General features: G+C 35.8%; 16 protein-coding genes, 1 pseudogene and 1 riboswitch. Of the genes and pseudogenes, 12 read left to right on the top strand and 5 right to left on the bottom strand.

The features are described 5' to 3' along the window. Positions 1–59 precede the first annotated feature (59 nt). A riboswitch (purine riboswitch) is annotated at positions 60–159 on the bottom strand. A gap of 457 nt (positions 160–616) precedes the next feature. Beyond that, the gene (locus C0W29_RS14365) at positions 617–1729 is read left to right on the top strand and encodes a polysaccharide deacetylase family protein (RefSeq protein WP_045044788.1); all 1113 of its coding nucleotides are present in this window, start codon (positions 617–619) and stop codon (positions 1727–1729) included. A gap of 92 nt (positions 1730–1821) precedes the next feature. Here the strand turns inward: C0W29_RS14365 and C0W29_RS14360 are convergent, their stop codons facing one another. Beyond that, positions 1822–2241 (bottom strand): lipocalin-like domain-containing protein, encoded by a 420-nt coding sequence (locus C0W29_RS14360; RefSeq protein ID WP_045044787.1) that lies wholly within the window; start codon positions 2239–2241, stop codon positions 1822–1824. Positions 2242–2726: 485 nt separating this feature from the next. Between C0W29_RS14360 and C0W29_RS14355 the strand changes: the two genes are divergently transcribed. The 5 genes from C0W29_RS14355 to efeB all read left to right on the top strand — a co-directional run bounded on the left by C0W29_RS14355 (position 2727) and on the right by efeB (position 6676). Further along, on the top strand, positions 2727–3281 hold the full coding sequence (locus C0W29_RS14355; RefSeq protein WP_045041354.1) for an iron transporter: 555 nt from the start codon (positions 2727–2729) through the stop codon (positions 3279–3281). A gap of 70 nt (positions 3282–3351) precedes the next feature. Then, on the top strand, positions 3352–3699 hold the full coding sequence (locus tag C0W29_RS14350) for a cupredoxin domain-containing protein (RefSeq protein WP_036790572.1): 348 nt from the start codon (positions 3352–3354) through the stop codon (positions 3697–3699). After that, entirely contained in the window at positions 3696–4532 is an 837-nt protein-coding gene (locus tag C0W29_RS14345) for an FTR1 family iron permease (RefSeq protein ID WP_045044786.1), read from the top strand. Before C0W29_RS14350 ends, C0W29_RS14345 begins: the two co-directional genes overlap by 4 nt. Next, positions 4525–5415, top strand: coding sequence for an EfeM/EfeO family lipoprotein (locus tag C0W29_RS14340; protein ID WP_045044785.1), 891 nt, complete (start codon positions 4525–4527; stop codon positions 5413–5415). The genes C0W29_RS14345 and C0W29_RS14340 overlap by 8 nt, the downstream gene beginning before the upstream one ends. Before the next feature lie 22 nt (positions 5416–5437). Further along, on the top strand, positions 5438–6676 hold the full coding sequence (gene efeB, locus C0W29_RS14335) for an iron uptake transporter deferrochelatase/peroxidase subunit (protein WP_235862018.1): 1239 nt from the start codon (positions 5438–5440) through the stop codon (positions 6674–6676). Positions 6677–6937: 261 nt separating this feature from the next. Here the strand turns inward: efeB and C0W29_RS14330 are convergent, their stop codons facing one another. Continuing rightward, positions 6938–9259 (bottom strand): exo-alpha-sialidase, encoded by a 2322-nt coding sequence (locus C0W29_RS14330; RefSeq protein WP_045041351.1) that lies wholly within the window; start codon positions 9257–9259, stop codon positions 6938–6940. A gap of 376 nt (positions 9260–9635) precedes the next feature. Between C0W29_RS14330 and C0W29_RS14325 the strand changes: the two genes are divergently transcribed. The 6 genes from C0W29_RS14325 (at position 9636) to C0W29_RS14300 (ending at position 13759) form a co-directional block, all read left to right on the top strand. Then, entirely contained in the window at positions 9636–10301 is a 666-nt protein-coding gene (locus tag C0W29_RS14325) for a YoaK family protein (protein ID WP_235869029.1), read from the top strand. 38 nt (positions 10302–10339) lie between these two features. Beyond that, a complete protein-coding gene (locus C0W29_RS14320; protein ID WP_107174061.1) occupies positions 10340–11368 on the top strand; it encodes an ion channel in 1029 nt (342 codons plus the stop codon). Positions 11369–11633: 265 nt separating this feature from the next. Next, positions 11634–12233 carry a hypothetical protein gene (locus tag C0W29_RS14315; RefSeq protein WP_045041350.1) on the top strand — a complete coding sequence of 200 codons (600 nt, stop codon included), beginning with the start codon at positions 11634–11636 and terminating at the stop codon, positions 12231–12233. Positions 12234–12563: 330 nt separating this feature from the next. After that, positions 12564–12824, top strand: a complete 261-nt coding sequence (locus tag C0W29_RS14310; RefSeq protein ID WP_036790535.1) for a hypothetical protein — start codon at positions 12564–12566, stop codon at positions 12822–12824. Between the two features lie 89 nt (positions 12825–12913). Next, positions 12914–13213: a hypothetical protein gene (locus C0W29_RS14305; RefSeq protein WP_036790533.1), complete on the top strand. Its 300-nt coding sequence runs from the start codon at positions 12914–12916 to the stop codon at positions 13211–13213. Positions 13214–13372: 159 nt separating this feature from the next. Next, on the top strand, positions 13373–13759 hold the full coding sequence (locus tag C0W29_RS14300) for a DUF2541 family protein (RefSeq protein ID WP_045041348.1): 387 nt from the start codon (positions 13373–13375) through the stop codon (positions 13757–13759). A gap of 105 nt (positions 13760–13864) precedes the next feature. Here the strand turns inward: C0W29_RS14300 and C0W29_RS14295 are convergent, their stop codons facing one another. The 3 genes and pseudogenes from C0W29_RS14295 to C0W29_RS21920 all read right to left on the bottom strand — a co-directional run bounded on the left by C0W29_RS14295 (position 13865) and on the right by C0W29_RS21920 (position 17791). Beyond that, positions 13865–14719 (bottom strand): dimethyl sulfoxide reductase anchor subunit family protein, encoded by an 855-nt coding sequence (locus C0W29_RS14295; protein ID WP_045044783.1) that lies wholly within the window; start codon positions 14717–14719, stop codon positions 13865–13867. Then, the gene (locus tag C0W29_RS14290; RefSeq protein ID WP_036790527.1) at positions 14719–15348 is read right to left on the bottom strand and encodes a DMSO/selenate family reductase complex B subunit; all 630 of its coding nucleotides are present in this window, start codon (positions 15346–15348) and stop codon (positions 14719–14721) included. Before C0W29_RS14290 ends, C0W29_RS14295 begins: the two co-directional genes overlap by 1 nt. Next, positions 15348–17791 (bottom strand): annotated as a pseudogene (locus C0W29_RS21920) (DmsA/YnfE/YnfF family dimethyl sulfoxide reductase). Before C0W29_RS21920 ends, C0W29_RS14290 begins: the two are co-directional and overlap by 1 nt. Positions 17792–17923: the final 132 nt, after the last annotated feature.

The following is a 17923-nucleotide window of genomic DNA, read 5'->3' as shown; positions in this document are numbered from 1 at the left end:
GGAGAAGATCACTCTAAGAAACGAACGAGAAGTTGTATGCGATTACTCAGAGTAAGATCAATTTAACCTTCACTCTTCATAATCAGTACTTTGCGGGGACTGGTAGAAACCCCCAAACCATATTATTGGGGTTATACGAAGAAACTTTATGATTATATCAAAGTGATGCAATGCTTCAAATATAAATTGCTTTTCTTAATATTAGAGCAATTTTCATAATTTATATCTGTTTGTTGCACGTGTTTAATATTTTTACTTCCAAGAGGACCGTGGTTTAGCTATTGCGGCGGAGGTTGAGTGTGAGCTGAGAAGAAAGTAATTACCGACAAAAATGGCGAGTACGCTGGTTGGTACGATATGTATAAAGCATCCCCTGAGCGGTAGTGGAATAGAGTGTTTAAATGTTATGTTAATTAATTATAAGCAGGAAAATGTTACATTTAGATTGTCAGCTGAGCTAATGAAATCAATTGCTTAATATGCAACGCATTAGGTATGATCTCAAATCGACATAATATATTACACATATATTATTGAACGTGATGCATACTCGTATATGATTCTCCCGAAAATTATTCTCATTACGAATAGTTTTATTTTTTTATTTAGGGAATTTATGACTCGTATTAAAAACACACATTTGGCATGCCTTTTTTTAACATCTATTTCATTTTCAACATTTGCATCAGTAGATGACATTAATAATAAACCACAATTTGTCGTTATCAGTCTTGATGACGGTGTGAATCAAGAAATGGAAAAAAGTGTTGCTCAATTAAACAGTACTATCCCATTAACATTTTATGTCAATGTTGTGCAACAAGCTGGTGGATGGGTTTATGAAGAATCAATGCTTGATATCGTTTGTGTAAATGATGATGGATTAACAACAGGCGAGCCACAATGTGTAAGCAACCCTAAATCAATTAATAATTTATATAAGAAAGGTCACGAATTTGCTCTACATACATATTCACACCCAGCTATTGCGTCAGGTAATCAAGGTGAACCTTTAACTCAATCTCAAATTGAGAATGAATTAAAGAAAAATTATGAATTTTTGGTCGCTTCAGGTATTCCAGGCGATAAGATAAAAGGATTCCGTGCACCCTTTTTAGATACTAACAGTAGTGGTTGGGACCGTGAGAATAAGAATGCGGCGCTAGGTCATTTGCAAGGTATAATGAATCAATTAAATATTAGTTATGATTCTTCACTTTCTGCAGCACCAGAACAAACGCAACCAAGAAAAGGGGTTCGCCACTGTACATCAGTACCTGGTGGATGGGATAACGTACACTGTGATTTCACTCAAAAAGAGCAATTTAATTGGGAAGATGGTGGTTACCCTAAATATACAGTAGCAACACAGCCTAAAAGTAATCAATTATTTATGGGTTACAAATATATCGATGGTAGTATTGTAAACGTTATGGATACAGTGTTTGGAGCTTGTAACCAAACTTGTACTCCAGAGCAAGCAAAGAATATTTGGATGGAAAATTTCTTAAATCATTATAAGGATGCTTCTCGACCGCCATTTGGTATTTATTTACATCGTCAGTCATTATCAATTAGTGATGAAGTTGATGGTTTAAATGCATTTATTAAAGAAGTTCAACTAGAGTATCCAAATACGTATTTTGTAACAGCAAGTCAGGTTAGTGATTATTATAAAATAGGTGTAGATCTTACTCCTGAACAAATTAAAGCATTTTTAGATAAATAAAAAGCTGTAAAAATATATGCTATTTATGATGTGTACATTCATGTACACATCAATTTTAGTATTTAGTAAATTAATAAAACCGATGCTTGTCTTTAATTATTATTCTTTCTTTTCCATATTAATGTGGCAGTACTTAAATTACCATCAATACCAATCTGTGGTAGTGTGTTAATAATAAGTTTGTTATCTTCAAGTATTATTTCACGTTGTAATATTAAACCAACCCAAGATGGATTCCATGAAATTTCAATATGAAAGTCACATTTGTTTCCATTGAGGCTATAACGCCCCATGTATGCCATCATGCTATTATAAAGATAATTAGTATCTTCAATGTCGTTACTTGTTTTTCTGGATTCATTCGTGATGATAACACTAACACAATTATCTTCAGTGAATAGAATTGTTCCATTAGGATTATCACCCATAATGTTAGTTTTAATTTTAGTCTCTAAGAGGGTATGACTAAATGAAATTAAGTTCCAAGAACCCCATAGTTCTTTTATGTTCATATATAACCCTTTCTTTTTATAAAATAATTTATTAAGTGTAATATTAAAATATTTTATTGCTGATATTAATGATTAAAGTTTGACTATTATAGATAAATATTGAGTTATTTTATGCAGTAAATTATAAAAGAAGATATAAAAATACTGTCATAATGTATATATCAACAAATTTGCATCACGGTATGATATACAATATCTACCTATCTACCTATCTACCTATCTACCTATCTACCTATCTACCTATCTACCGACTTATATACAATTTTTAAATATAAATGGTTACTAAAGAGTCGCAATCGAAGTGCTATTTTCATTAATGTGTTAAGTCTAAATGTGATGCTAAAACGGCAAATGTAGCTGAAGGTGGATGTTTGTGTTTATTTTGTAAAACTTAGTTTTCAGTAAGATTCGATAAAAAGATTGGTTAATGAGAGTGATAATCAATATCATCTGGTTCTTTGTTGCAATCAATCATGGAATAGATAATGAAAAAAACATCTCTAGCTATCGCATCAACTTTAATTTTGTTTTCAGCCACTGCAATTTCTCAAGAATACCCTTTAGGTCAACCAACTATTAAAGATGGTATGGAAATCCAAGGCGTTTATTTACAGCCTATAACGATGGACATGGGAAAAGATAAAACCATGACTCAATTACCAGCTAATAAGGCAGATATCCATTTGGAAGCGGATATACATGCAGTTGAGGAAAATCCAAATGGGTTTGCCGAAGGAGACTGGATTCCATATCTAACGATCAAATATTCTGTAACTAAATTGGGAGATAAAAAAGAAGCACAGTCAGGTATGTTTATGCCAATGGTTGCTAGTGATGGTCCTCATTATGGTAAAAACATCAAATTGGATGGAAATGGAAAATATAAAGTTGTCTTTACGATTTATCCGCCATCATACAATAAAAATGCTCCTTTTTTCCGCCATATTGATAAAGAAACAGGTGTTGCACCATGGTTTAAACCTTTTGATGTTTCATGGGAATTTAATTATGCCGGTGTCGGGCGAAAGGGAAGCTATTAAACATTATATATAAATAAAGAGGAGGGTGACCTCCTCTTATTTTTATTTATCAAATTAATATTGAGGCAAAATGAAAAAGTATTTAACACTTATTATTCTCTCATTTTATTTATTTTCGCCTATATCTGTTCATGCCGCTGAAAAATTTACGGTTAATTTACAAATTAAAAATGGCGATCTAATTCCACTTGTATTAGAGGTTCCAACAAAAAAAATAATTCGGATTAAAATTTCAAATATAGGTAATCAACCCGCTGAATTTGAAAGCACTCAATTACGAAAAGAAAAAGTATTAGCTCCGGGGGCTAGCTCGGTTGTTGTCATTGCACCACTAAGGCAAGGTACTTATACATTTTTTGACGACTTCCATTTAGATCATCCAAAAGGAAAAATTATAGCTAAAGAGTCAAGCCAATGAAGGGACAAGTATTATTTGTAATTTGGCGTGAAAGTATTGAAGCTTTACTGCTCATTGGCATTATTTACGCTTGGATTAAACAGCATGTAGATAGCCGCAACGGATTACGTTACTTATGGGGTGGTGTAGCAATAGGGATCAGTACCTCTATTTTACTCGCATTGTTAATCTATGGTGTATTCAATGTCTTGAGTGATACTGGCCAATCATTATTTATGATTATAATGGAATTTGTTGCCTGCATATTAATTGTTCAAATGGTCTATTGGATGAATTGTCATAGCGGTTCAATGAAATCCGAAATAGTATCAGGGTTAGAGACGAGAACTGAAAATCAACATTGGTGGGGAGTTACCTTCATTGTTGCCATTGCGATTGCTCGAGAAGGTAGTGAAATCGTAGTATTTTTATCGGGTGTTATTATGTCTCTTAACTCTGCAAATGCAGCCGATTTTTTTGCAGAAGTGGGTGGCGGTATCGCTATTGCGGCATTAACACTTTATCTGTTTACCTTAATTAATCATTATGTTCCTTGGCGTATTTTCTTTAATACAACAGGAATTATTTTATTATTTTTAGCTGTTTCATTATTACTGAAAGGTGTTGAAGGTTGTATCAATTTACTTATTGAGTACGATTATTCTGTTCCCGATTTTCTGTATTATCCAGCTTGGAATACAACTGCATTGCTTGATGATTCAGGATTTTTTGGCAATTTATTGAACTCATTCTTTGGCTATCGATCGCAGCCTATTTGGTTAAGTGTTATTACGTTTGTTTTTTACTGGATGGTTATTGCCGTTATATTTTTACGGAGAAGAAAGTATGCGTAACAACGTTGGTCTTTTGATCCTTTGCGTCTTTGCTTCGTTGTTGTTTACACAAGGAGTAGCAGCTAAAGCATTGCGGTCACCTGTGCAAACGGGTAGTGAAATTATCATAGCGAAAGGTGATATTCCTACTCCAGAAAAGTACAAACAAGTAACTGCAACATATATGGATTATGTGTCTGAAAATATTGAAAATATGATATGTCAGTTAAATAACGTAAAAAGCAGTTTAAAGGTTAACAATATAGCAAGTGCACAAGTTGCTTATGTTAGAGCTCATCAATATTATGAAATGGTGCGGCCTATTGTACGGTTATTTGGTCATACTGATCGAGTTATTAATTCACGTAGTGATGATTTTCTCGATGGCGTTAAGGATTACCGTTTCAAAGGTTTTCATCTAGTTGAATATTTGCTTTTTAATCAAAAAAATACTCAAGTTGCATTGGCTGCTGTTGATGAGTTATTGATGAATTCAAATGATTTAGCACGAAGAGTAAAAGCTGAAGATATTGATATTGCTAAATTGATTCAGTCATCTGCTGATTTTATTGAGATGGTATTGGAGACTAAAATTTCAGGTAAAGAAAATAGATACAGTTTATCTGACTTAGCGGATATCGCTGCTAACGTAAAAGGGTCTTTATATATAGTCGATGAAGTTAAACCTTTTATCCCTAAAGACTCATTAACGCCAATATTACATAATTATAGCGAAATCATGGTTATTCTCGATGGCTATAAACTGAATGATAACGAATATAAATTGTATAATAGTTTAAGTTCAAAGGATAAAACAAAATTATATTCTGTACTGACGCAGCAAGCATATTTACTCGCAACACTAAGGACAAAATTGAACCTTGATGTGTATTACAAATATTAAAGAATATATGGAAATAAATAGCATGAAATCATCTTCAATTTTTAAAATTTCTAGACGTAATGCATTAAAAACGCTTGTTGCAGGTAGTGCACTATTTACTATTCCAACTATAGTAGCAAAAGAAACGTATTCTGAACGTAAGTATAATCATAAGATTGATTATAAAGGACATCATCAAGCAGGTGTGATTACTAAAGAGCAAAAAAATGTTTCTTTTGTAACCTTTAATGTGACAGCAAATAGTTTAGATGAATTAAAAGATCTCTTCAAAATTATCACAAATCGGATTGCTTATTTAACTCAGCCCCAAAAATTGCCGGTTAATAGTAATGATAAAATGCCACCCTTTGAGTCAGGAATGCTTGGCGAGCATTTAGATCCTGATTCGTTAACGGTAACTGTTTCATTAGGCTCGAGTTTATTTGATTCTCGTTTTGGTCTTAAACATTTAAAGCCAAGGCATTTAGTTGCTATGACGAGTTTTCCAAATGACAGACTTGACTCTGATTGGTGTGGTGGAGATATCGCGTTACAGATATGTGCAAATAGTCCTGAGAGTGTGGTTTATGCTTTACGTGATATTTTACAACACACGAGTTTATATTTAGCGCCACACTGGAAAATAGATGGGTTCTTACCATCGCGCGATATTGATCATAAATCAACGCCTGTGAATTTGTTTGGTTTTAAAGATGGTACAGGTAATGCTCCTGCCGATAATACAGATCTAATGAATGAGTTAGTTTGGGTTACAGATAGCGATAAAGAACCGACTTGGTGTCGAGGGGGATCATATCAAGCAGTTCGCTTAATTCGCTTTAATCTTGAGTTTTGGGATCGAACGCCCTTAGAAGATCAAGAAAATGACTTTGGTCGTCATAAAGTAACCGGTGCTCCACTAGGAATGAAACATGAGCACGATTCTCCTGAATATGAGAAAGATCCGCATGGAGATCGTATATTATTTAATTCACACATGCGTAGAGCTGAGCCGCGTAATCCAGAGCGATACACTGCTAAATTACGTCGACGCAGTTATAGTTATTCGTTAGGGATAAATGAGTCGGGAATGTTGGATATGGGGCTCATTTTTATTTCTTATCAGAAAAATCTTAAAACTGGTTTTATTAATACGCAAAAAAGGCTTAATGGTGAACCACTAGAGCGTTATATAAAACCATTTGGTGGCGGTTATTATTTTGTGTTGCCTGGCGTAATAAATGATGGTGAATATCTTGGTGAAGTGTTATTTACTACGTGATATTAATAGATTTTATGGCTTAATTTGGCAGGGTTATAAATAGGTTTTAGATGATGCTTATAACATGAGTTTTATATTAACGTAATAGCTTCTTAGGTATTTTTAAGGCATTAAGGAGTTGGAAAATAATTAATTATATGCTTGTTATATAGATAATCTGGCTCCAAATATGTACACCCGAAGCTGGCATTATTGCTATGATTGCTTTAAAAAGGCCTCCAAATTGATAATATTATTTGGAGGCGATAGTTATAAAAAGTCTTAGAGTGTTTGTTTTATCAATGTTACTGGTATTGTTAGAACCCTAATTTTAGGGCCATTATCTTCAACAATGACCATTGCATTGTTATCGTCGAGTTGATAAATATCAGAATAAGCAGAACCACCATTGACTAATTGAATTGGTCCTTGCCAACTTGTTCCCTCATCAAAACTAAACCATAATCCAAGATCTGAACGGCCACTTGAGCCAGCAGGGCTACCCATAGGGTTAGTAAATAATAAATAGCTTTCACCAGTTGCTGGTGTGAAACGAGTAATGGAAGCATCTACAGTACTTGTGCTGATGTTATTAAATAGAGAACTATCATTACCTTCTGGCATCGTCCATGTTTCACCACCATCAGAGCTGATGAATTGATGTCGAGGACCATAATTAATACCGTTGACGACTTTATTAAAATCTAGGCGCGCAGTAAGTAATAAGTCACCATTATTTAATTCAACAATATCTGCTTCACTTGGTTCTAGAGTTTCTAAGTTATTATTCCATCTATAGGGGATCGGAAGTGCTGAGCCTGTTGTCCATGTCTGACCTTTATCATCTGAGAATGCGGAAACTACATTGAGGAAATATTTATCCAGTGTAATCGCAGGGTAAATTAACCGTTGATTATGATTACCTTGAATCTGTGTTTGTTTTGTCAGTTCAATGCCATGACCAGGCCCTGGATTGATACTCGCGACACCATAGAAGTTATAGGCTTTACCTGAATGTGATTTTTGCCATCCTTGTGATTCAGGACTATTTGGCGATTCTGAAGGATTTAACATGGCTAATGCACTAGCATCATAATTAATTATTTCCGCCGTGTTTTTAGCAAGAGAAAGCGATTTTATATGCAATCTTCCTTCTTGTGCAGCATCAGTTTGGCCAAATCCTATAATATTGTCCGCTGAAGGCATTCCCGTCCATTGCGCTAATTGAACATCATTAATTAACAAGCGCGCACTTTGATCTGCGGGTGAATATTGGATTGAGGAAGTAAAGATACCACCTACATGATCACCTTTATTTTTAATAATGATCGGATTTTCTTGACCATTAAGATGTGCAATTAATCGACCTTGATTATCATGGGTGTAATTAACTCTGAATTCATGTGATCCATTTGAAATAAATAATTCGTTTTTGGTTCCGCTATAAATGCTTAATTGAGTAGAAAAATCCCAACTATCAGTGGCGGTTATTTGACTGCTGCGTGTGTAATATTCATGGCCGCCCCAACCAATAATCTGCAATGTGCGTTCTTTAACATCAGAAGTAACATTAACGGGTTGTTCCCATGTGTTATTTGCTACGTCATAGACATTATAAAAAACCCCACTAGGCATCCAAGGTTTAATGCGATCACCATTTTGAGCGGCATTAGTTGGCCAACGTACGTAAGAGACTAATACTTTATTTTCATCAGCAAGGTAAATAGGGCGTGGATCTGAAAAGTCAAAGTCATCACTAATATTAATCTCTTCAGTTAAATTAAGTTCATTGCTCCATGTTCGGCCGTAATCTTGAGATGTTCGAGTAATAATATCATTGGTATTTGAGATTGCTCCAGGATCTCCACCACCGACTCTCTTTTCGGCGAAAATAACGACTGTTCCTGGTGTTTTGTCACTCACTACAAGTGATGGGATTCTATCTGGGGAGGAAAAAACAGCATCTCCATTTACTTGAAAGGCGATAGATTTATAATATGCTTCTCCTGCTATTGAAGATGATCCATTACCCCAAGCAATCATATTCTGGTTACTCGCTGTTCCTACCCATTGATCGCGAATTAAACGACCATCAAAGTAAAAACTTGCCGTTTGAGTATCACCGGGATGGAAAACAATATCATAACGATGATAGTCGTTAACCGTGCTGTCTGCTGCAAGCACTGTTTCTGCTGTTTCACCATCAAATGTCACGGTTAATTCATTATTTTGGTTGATGGATATAATAGGTAAAAAGCGTTTGCTGCCATTAGAGTAATAGTTAGTTATGTAACCACCACTAGCGACACGCATTTGGGTTGTAAGTTGCCAGCCGTAAATTTGTGCTTGATTATTTAGCGTTGTATCGGGGGTGATTTTCCAATTAGCGCGACCATTATTTCCATTGACATACCACTCTATCAAATCCTCATTGGCAATGCTTTGTCCGTAACCATGACCACTTAAATAATTTACCCAACCTTGCTCTATGGGTTCATCATGAATAGGGTTGGCTGATGGAATAAACTCCATGACTTGTGCACTTACAGAGCAAGATAACAATGATGCAATAAGGGTTAATAGGTATGTTTTCTTAAATGTCATGTTACGATCCTTAAATATCAAATATGAATAGATAAATATTTAATTTGATGAGGACTTCATAACAGGAATGATTAGTTACTTATCCTTATCATTGCTGAAGTTATACTCCATATTTTTATTTTACAGGAAATATAATTTCACTGATGTATTAAAAACGATATCTTGATGGCAGAAAGTGAATTAGATGAATGCTAATTATTCATTATTGTATGACTGTGGTCGCAAAAAATGCGTTAAAAATCATGATTCGTATTTATTTAATCAAGATGCTGGAACTTAAAAGTTTGCGTTAATTATTGTTACTTCATAGTGTGTCAAATATCTAAATTTAATGTAATACTTAACGTATTGTTATCATTACTTATGTTATAACCCATTGAGTCTATCTGTAATTAAGCCTGCTATTCTTGCAGCAATGCCATTTATGTTGTTATTTATCGCTGGAATTGTTGATGCGATTGGCTTTATTCATCTTAAAAATGGTTTGTTTGTATCGTTTATGAGTGGCAATACAACGCATGTGGCGATGTTGCTTTCTAGCCATCAATATGGTCAATCATTTTATTATATCGGGGTGATTTTTTTGTTTGTCGCTGGCATTACAGTGGGTGAGATGATCGCTGTATTACAGCCGCAGAATTATCGTTGGTTGGTGATGAGTACCGTATCGATATTGCTATTTAGTGCTATTTTTATTGAAAAAATTACTGTTCCCATCGCAACCAACTTTGTATTGGCGTTTGCGATGGGATTACAAAATATTGCGCTAAGGATCACCATTAATAAGGCAATGCCATTAACATTTGCGACTGCTTTTTTAGCCAATACTGGGCGAGAATTGGCGATGTTATTACTCGGTAAAGGTGATAGAAAAGTATTTATTAAACAAATTAGCCTGTGGTTTTCTATTTTTATTGGCGCAGTTGTGGGGAGTAACTTGATGGTATTATCATTAAGTTACGCTTTAGTTATACCTATTATGTTGTGTTCGTGTATAGCAGGATTATTGTTTTGGTTAAGAGCATTAACTGATGGTGATTAGCTATACTGTTAATATTATGTAGATCAAAAGGAAAGGGTATGCATACGCTATTAAATGTTATAAAAAAAGTGATTAATAAGCATTTTATGGCGATTAATAGATACACGTTGATATTGCTTGTAAGTGGTTATGTGGTATCTAGTTGGGTTGGTTTAGTCTTTGCTAATGAACCCCATTTAACGGATAACTTCGCAAGTTTTATTTATTATATAGTAACCACAAGCAGTACTGTCGGCTATGGTGATTTAAGCCCCATAACAGCACATGGACAATTATTAGCCGCTTTATTTATTATTCCTTGTGGTGTGGGCTTATTTGCATTATCGATTGGTAAAATAGCGGTTTTTTTTACTGACTTTTGGCGTGCAAATCGAAGAGGGAAGCAAAATTTGAATTTAGAAAATCACATTATCGTTATTGGTATCCATAGTAGCCGTACGCCTCATTTACTTGAAATGCTTAAAAGAGAAGAGCAAGGTCGACGTGAGGTAGTGGTAGTATCGTGTGAATATGAAGAATCTCCGTTTGATAGCGATGTACATTTTGTACGAGTGAATTCATTTACTGACGCTATAGAAATGGAGCGTGCAAGCCTTTCTACTGCTAGCGCTGTGATTGTTGACACTGATTTAGATGATGCAACATTAACCGTAAGTTTATTTATTGCAGAACAAAACAGTGATGCTCATTTGGTCGCGCATTTTGATGATTCGATTAAGCGTGATTTGTTACATAAATATTGTCCGAATTCAGAATGTATATCTTCATTATCAACCGAGCTAGTTGCTAAATCGGTAATAGATAAAGGTTCTAGCTTTATTCATTCAGAGTTAGTCAGTGCGCATAAAGGACAAACTCAATACTCTATTGAAGTACCAGAAAATATTAATGATCTTACTTTAGAGTCAATTTACTACGATTTTAAGAAACATCATGAAGCAATTATCATCGCAGTACATCAGCGTGATAAAGTCTGTGAAATTAATCCTAGTTTATCAACTATACTTATGGCTGGTGATATTGTTTATTATATTGCAGACGAAAGAATCGTTGATTTGATTTGGTAAGCATCCATTGAATATAACACCATTATAGTTATTCTCCGTTAGTACTCTCTTTCTTACGTCTGTGATTTTAGTGTTTTGAAATAAAATGATAATTATCAATAAGCCCATGATTTTGTGGGCTTAATCACAGTTACGCTTTTGTTTAATCTTCTTACAATAAATTTACTACCATAATATGCCACTAAGTTTATATTGTGGTGTTTAGCTGATATTATATTGATTGATTTAGTTTTATATGAGATGTGACAGAACAAAAGGATTTGTTATGAAGATGTTACTTTACTTATTTGTTATGACAAGCTCATTTGGTGTGATGGCGAATGATATTGGAGCTCCTTTTGGGTTTGAATGGGGGCAGTCTTATCATGAGATAAATAAAAAAGTGCCACTCACTGATTGCGCGACTAAAAACACTTTAATGTTATGTGAAACGACTGAACCGATCCAAAAAGTCTCTTTTAGTGATCGATATATAGTCGTGATAGATAATAAACATGGGCTTCAAAAAGTTATATTAGTTAGTCAAAATATTAGTGGTGATATTTCAGGGGAAGAAGGAAAGGCTTTATATAGTAAGGTCAAACAGAGCCTAACCCAAAAATATAATAGCCCTCATACGGATGAATATTTAGCAAAGAAAACATCTAAAGATCATGATGAATTTTATAAATGTTTAAAATCCGATGAATGTGGTAATTGGGTATCGTTTTGGCAAGCTGAAGATGGAAGCAGTGCGTTGGTTGAGCTAAAGGGATTATCAAGCGGTAAAGGATATTTAATGTTGACATACCAATCAAATAAATGGCAACAGATAGTTAACATTATCAGTACAGAGAAGAGACAATTGGATCATGACGCATTATGATCTAAATTTATCTTTCAGTAATAAATACTGCTTAATAGTTTAGCGTCAATAGTAGATATAAATATTAACTTTTCCGTATTAAACAAAATAATGACTAGAGTAATATGATAATTACGTTTTTAAACAGCATAAAATACGTCATGTTCGTGGTTTTCATCACCTTTTTTGATGTTTTTTTTATTGAATAACGAATTCAATTGGCGATAAAATGTGGCTGTTATGTTGCGTCTTTATTATCACTACAGATATGGTGATAAGAGAGAATTCAGTAGGTATATCAGACTCAAATTGAACTTGAGCTGAGTAAGTATTAATCATAAGGAAATGACGATGCAGTGGGATGATGTAAACGGTCCAAGATCTTTCTTTGGTAAAGCACCTGTAGATATTTACAAGCCTATTGAGATAGGAGAAACAGCGAAACTACGTTCAAATAGATTTGAAATTAAAGTAAAAATTGTTGATTGCCAGTCTGAGTTTATGAAGGGAGAGGTGATCGAAGTGGGTTCTGATATCACGCTCGAAACTCTTGTTCATGGTGATATGGTTGATTTTACGCCTCAAAATATAGTGACGTTATACCGTAGCTAATTAAAACAATAAATCACCTCAGACCGTTATTAGATATCATGTTTGAGGTGATTTTCTATTATTATCAATAGTTGTAAAGGGGGAATCTATTGGCGGGTATAAGTAAATCAGGCGCTGAACGTTATGGAAGAATGTTTGCGCAATTAACGGATGAATCATGGCTTTTTGGTGTACTTGTGGCAGCCGTTTTCCTTGTGATAACGTTATGCCTAAGTTATGGCATTATTTATCATCTTCCTCTTTATCAACCGACAACTGAACCTGCAATGGCAATAATGACGACATTAAAGCCGTTGATGTTTGTGTTTCCTGTTATTACTGCTGGGCTAACTTTTGTCGCTGGTTTTCGAGCAGTTAAGTCTTATTTGAGTAACAAAGCAATAGGGTAATAATAACTGTTATTCTTTGTCGTTAATAATGACGTATTTTTGAATGCCAATAGCGTTATATTGTGATCATCATCTTACTTAAGAGGTTATTTTTGCTCGTTTTATTGCTGGATTAGGTTACGATAGCGGCAATTTATAGCCCATTTATTTAATGAGATCATGAATATAAAAAAAGCACTTCCTTACCTGTTTGTTGCTCTAAGTTTTTTCGGTAGTGTGTCTACGGCTCATGCTTATGACCAAATTACACTCGGTCGCACTATTTTACTTGAAATTGGTAACCACGGCGCAAAAATTCCATTAGTGGTGTGTCGTAATACCGATGCTATTAAAGTAAAAGCAGAACGTAATTTACACCTTGAACGCATAAAAGTGACATTTAGAAATGGTGAAACACGTAATATACCGTTCTATCGAGATCTTAAAAAGAATCAAGAAACAAGCTGGCGTAAATTTTCATATAAACGTTGTGTAAAGAAGCTAGAAGTGTACGGCAATTCTGACGGCACTCGTGCTGGTGTGAAAGTTTTTGGTCGTCAAAAGTAGTACTGATAATTAAATAAAAAAAACGCCATCTCTTTTATTTATATAAATATGAGTGTGGCGTTTTTATTTGTTGTGTACGTTAGATCTTATATCATCGATTATTTTTTATAAGAGTCCAACAGTAAAGTGTAAGCCGTAAAAAACGCCGCGACCGATGATCTCTGCAATAAACATCGCTATAAAAGCAAGACAGCCAAGCGTTTTTACTGTTACAGCTTGATTTGATTTAAATGCTGATAATAACCATAAGCCACCGGCAATAACGAGCAAGATTAAACGGGTAATGATCGATCCTGAATAAACAGCTAAATGATCAGCACCAGTTTGAATCGAGGTGGTTATTTCGGCAATGGTAACAAGTTGCCAAGTAGTAATAATAAGATGTAGTGCAATAATAATGACGCCGAAAATTGCTAACTTGGCATTTAATTTTGCCGTAGCCGCACCTGTTAGATTGAGTAATACATAACCTAATAGCACACCTGACATTAATACGGTGCCAATAAATTCAACGTAAGTAAAACTGCTATCCCAAACAGGTACGGTGTTAATCAAGTACACTTTAATCATCGCTGCCATAAAAATGATGCCAGCAATTGCCACAATGATTCGAGCGAGTTTTAATACCCCTTCATGGAAAATCTTAAATAGATCCGCTAACCAATAAAGTCCGCCAAGGGCAAAAAACAAACTACCCGTTAGGATTTCGTTAGATAATCCAGAATGACCAACACGGTTAAGTGCATTAAATGCTCGCAGAGGACTGCCTAAGTGCATGGTTGATGCAGCAAAACCTACCGCCATAAATGCCCATAAAACAAACATGCTAAGTACTAGCGGTCGATGTTGTTTCGCTGTTGAGGTGAGTTGAGATAACCGCCCAGCCATAATGAGATAGCCACCAACTGCAGTTTGTGCAAGTACGGTAAATACCACTAGAGGTAATTCAGGATAAAGCATTATTTCACCTCTCGAGGATTTTGCAGAAAGCCACTGGTATCACCAACCGGTTTACCATTTGGATTTAGCTTAATGATTAGGTTCGGATGAGTAATATTTGAATCAGGTAATGGTGCGCAATTAGCATTAGTACCGTATTTTTTTCGTAATTCAGCAATATCACCAAACTCGATAGCACGTAGCGGGCAGCTATCGACACAAATAGGCATTAACCCTTCAGCGACACGTTCAAAACAACCGTCGCATTTGGTCATATGACCTTTTTCTTCACTATATTGCGGCGCACCATAAGGACATGCCATGTGGCAATATTTGCAGCCGATACAAACATCTTCATTCACTACCACTAAACCATCTTGTTCACGTTTATGCATCGCGCCAGATGGACATACTTTAGTACAAGCGGGATCATCACAGTGATTACATGAAATAGAGAGATAATAAGAGAAAACATCCTGGCGGAATACGCCGTTATTTTCACTCCAATTACCACCGACGTATTCATAGATTCGACGGAAGTTACGATCAATACCAAGATCTTTATTGTCTTTGCATGACAGTTGGCAAGTTTTACAGCCAGTACATTTACTTGAATCGATGTAAAAGCCATATTGTTTTTTCGGTGTCATTATGCAACTCCCATGCTTTTCACAAGTTTAACTTCAACCAGATTAGTGTGAGACGGGTTAGATTTCGCTAACGGGCTTGGACGACTAGTCGTTAATACATTGATTGAACCAGCTTGATCGACACCTTTACTATTCGGTGAATACCAAGCACCTTCGCCTAATGCTGTTACATGGGGCATGATTCGAGGTGTTACTTTGACACGAACGTTAACTTCGCCTTGTTTGCTACGGACACTGACTAGATCACCATTTTTAATCCCACGAGGTGCTGCATCGACAGGGTTCATCCATAGCTCTTGGGGAGCCGCGGCTTTTAAAATATCAACATTACCGTATGTTGAATGAGCACGAGCTTTATAGTGGAAGCCTGTTAGTTGTAACGGGAATTGTTCACGATCTTTTGAATCCCAGCCATTAAACGTTGAATGGTATTCAGCGATAGGTGTGATTTTTTCATCTTTACCTAATGTCCATTCCTTAGCGATAACAGCCAGTTGCTCTGAGTAAATTTCAATTTTTCCTGATGGCGTAGGAAGTGGGTTAGCAATCGGATCGGCACGGAAATCCTCATAAGGTACATGTGGGCGATCAAATTGTTTTTTATAGATCCCTTGTTTACGCATAGTGTCGTAATCAGGTAAATCTGGGTCATTATTTTGCTTAATTGTTTCTGCATACATCCATCGTAACCATTCTTCCTGAGTACGGCCTTCAGTAAAGGCTTGCTCAACCCCCATGCGCTTGGCTACACCAGACATGATGTCGTAGATAGGTTTACATTCAAAGCGGGGCTTAATTACCTGACTTGCAAAAATGAAATAGGGCATAGATGCTGCTGCACCGTCCATACAGAAATCAGATTGTTCTGATGTAGTGCAGTCTGGTAATACAATATCTGCATATTTTGCTGATGATGTCATATGGTTATCAATCACAACGATCATTTCGCATGCTGTTTCATCTTGCAAAATGTCATGGTGCGGTTGATATCTGAGTGTTGGTTTATTAAACAGTTACCCGCATAGTTCCAGATAAATTTAATAGGATTATTGAGCTTTTCTGCACCTAAAATACCATCAGTTTTATCTGTCATTGACTTAGAACGGAAAATAGCATCCGTCCATAAGAACATTGGAATAGCCGTTTTGATTGGGTTCTCTATTTTAGGAAAACGAACAAATGGGTAGCTATGATTGCCTTCTCGTGCGCCAGTGCCGCCACCTTGAAGACCAACTTGACCACGAAGTAGTGATAGCATCATGATAGCTTTACAAGCTTGTTCGCCATTAGCTGAACGTTGCAATCCCCAGCCTTGGGTAATATAGGTGCGGTTTGAATTACCAATTTCACGGGCTAGTTTAATGATAATATCTGCGGGAATACCAGTAATCGGCGCTGCCCATTGTGGCGTCTTTGGTGTTTTATCATCACCATTACCCAAAATATAATCTTTATAGCTGCCATTTTTAGGGGCTGATGCTGGCAGTGTTTTTGCATCATAACCGACACAATATTTATCGAGGAAAGCTTGATCAACCTTGTTTTCACTAATTAATACATGGGCAATCGCTGCGCACAATGCCGCATCTGTACCATGCTTAATCGGGATCCACTGGTCTTCACGACCACCGGCTGTATCGGTATAACGTGGGTCAATACAAATTGTACGAGTATGATGGATTTTTTGACCATCAACGAAACTGTGAACTTGACCCCCGCCCGACATACGTGTTTCTGCTGGGTTATTACCAAACATAATACACAGGTCTGCATTTTGAACATCATCAATACTGTTGTTATCAATAAATGAGCCGTAGAAAAAGTCACTCATACGTTCAATGTTTGCCGCTGAGTAATCACCATAGTGATTTAAGTAACCACCACAAAGATTCATCATTCGAGCAATCAGCGTGCTTGATGGATCCCAACTTTTAGTCACAGTACCGCCAAGAGTACCTGTGCCATAGTTTAAATAAATTGCATCATTACCATGTTCTTTGATGGTTTTTTTTAGACTATCTCCAATAATATCAAATGCTTCATCCCAACTAATACGTTGAAACTTTCCTTCACCACGTTTACCAATTCGTTTTAATGGGTATTTAAGACGATCGGGGTTGTAGACACGACGGCGCATTGAGCGACCACGTAAGCAGGCACGTACTTGATGAGAATGGTTGAAAACATCATCACCAGTATTATCGGTTTCAACATATTTAATCTCACCGTCAACGACATGCATTCGCAAAGGACAGCGCGAACCACAGTTGACTGTACATGATGACCACACGATTTGTTCATTGGGTTTAGTCGGTGTTTCTTTGGCAAGTGCTTTAACACTGGTGAATGGTAGGGACATTCCTCCAGCAGCAGCTGCTAATAAAGATCCACTTTTTAGCACGCTACGACGAGTGATGCTAAGTGGCTTTTTTAAATTCGTCACGATATATCCTTACGACATTACTTTTTGTTTGGTGATGGCGCAATTATGCCCTTATCAAATTATCATTTATTGTTTTGTGTCAATATATGTAAAATAGTTTCAAAGCATTATTGTGTTAACGATATAAATTAA

This window comes from Photobacterium kishitanii (genome assembly GCF_003026355.1).
Lineage (GTDB): Bacteria > Pseudomonadota > Gammaproteobacteria > Enterobacterales > Vibrionaceae > Photobacterium > Photobacterium kishitanii.
Note: the sequence above shows the minus strand (reverse complement) of the source record. Positions and strands in the feature narration are given on the sequence as shown.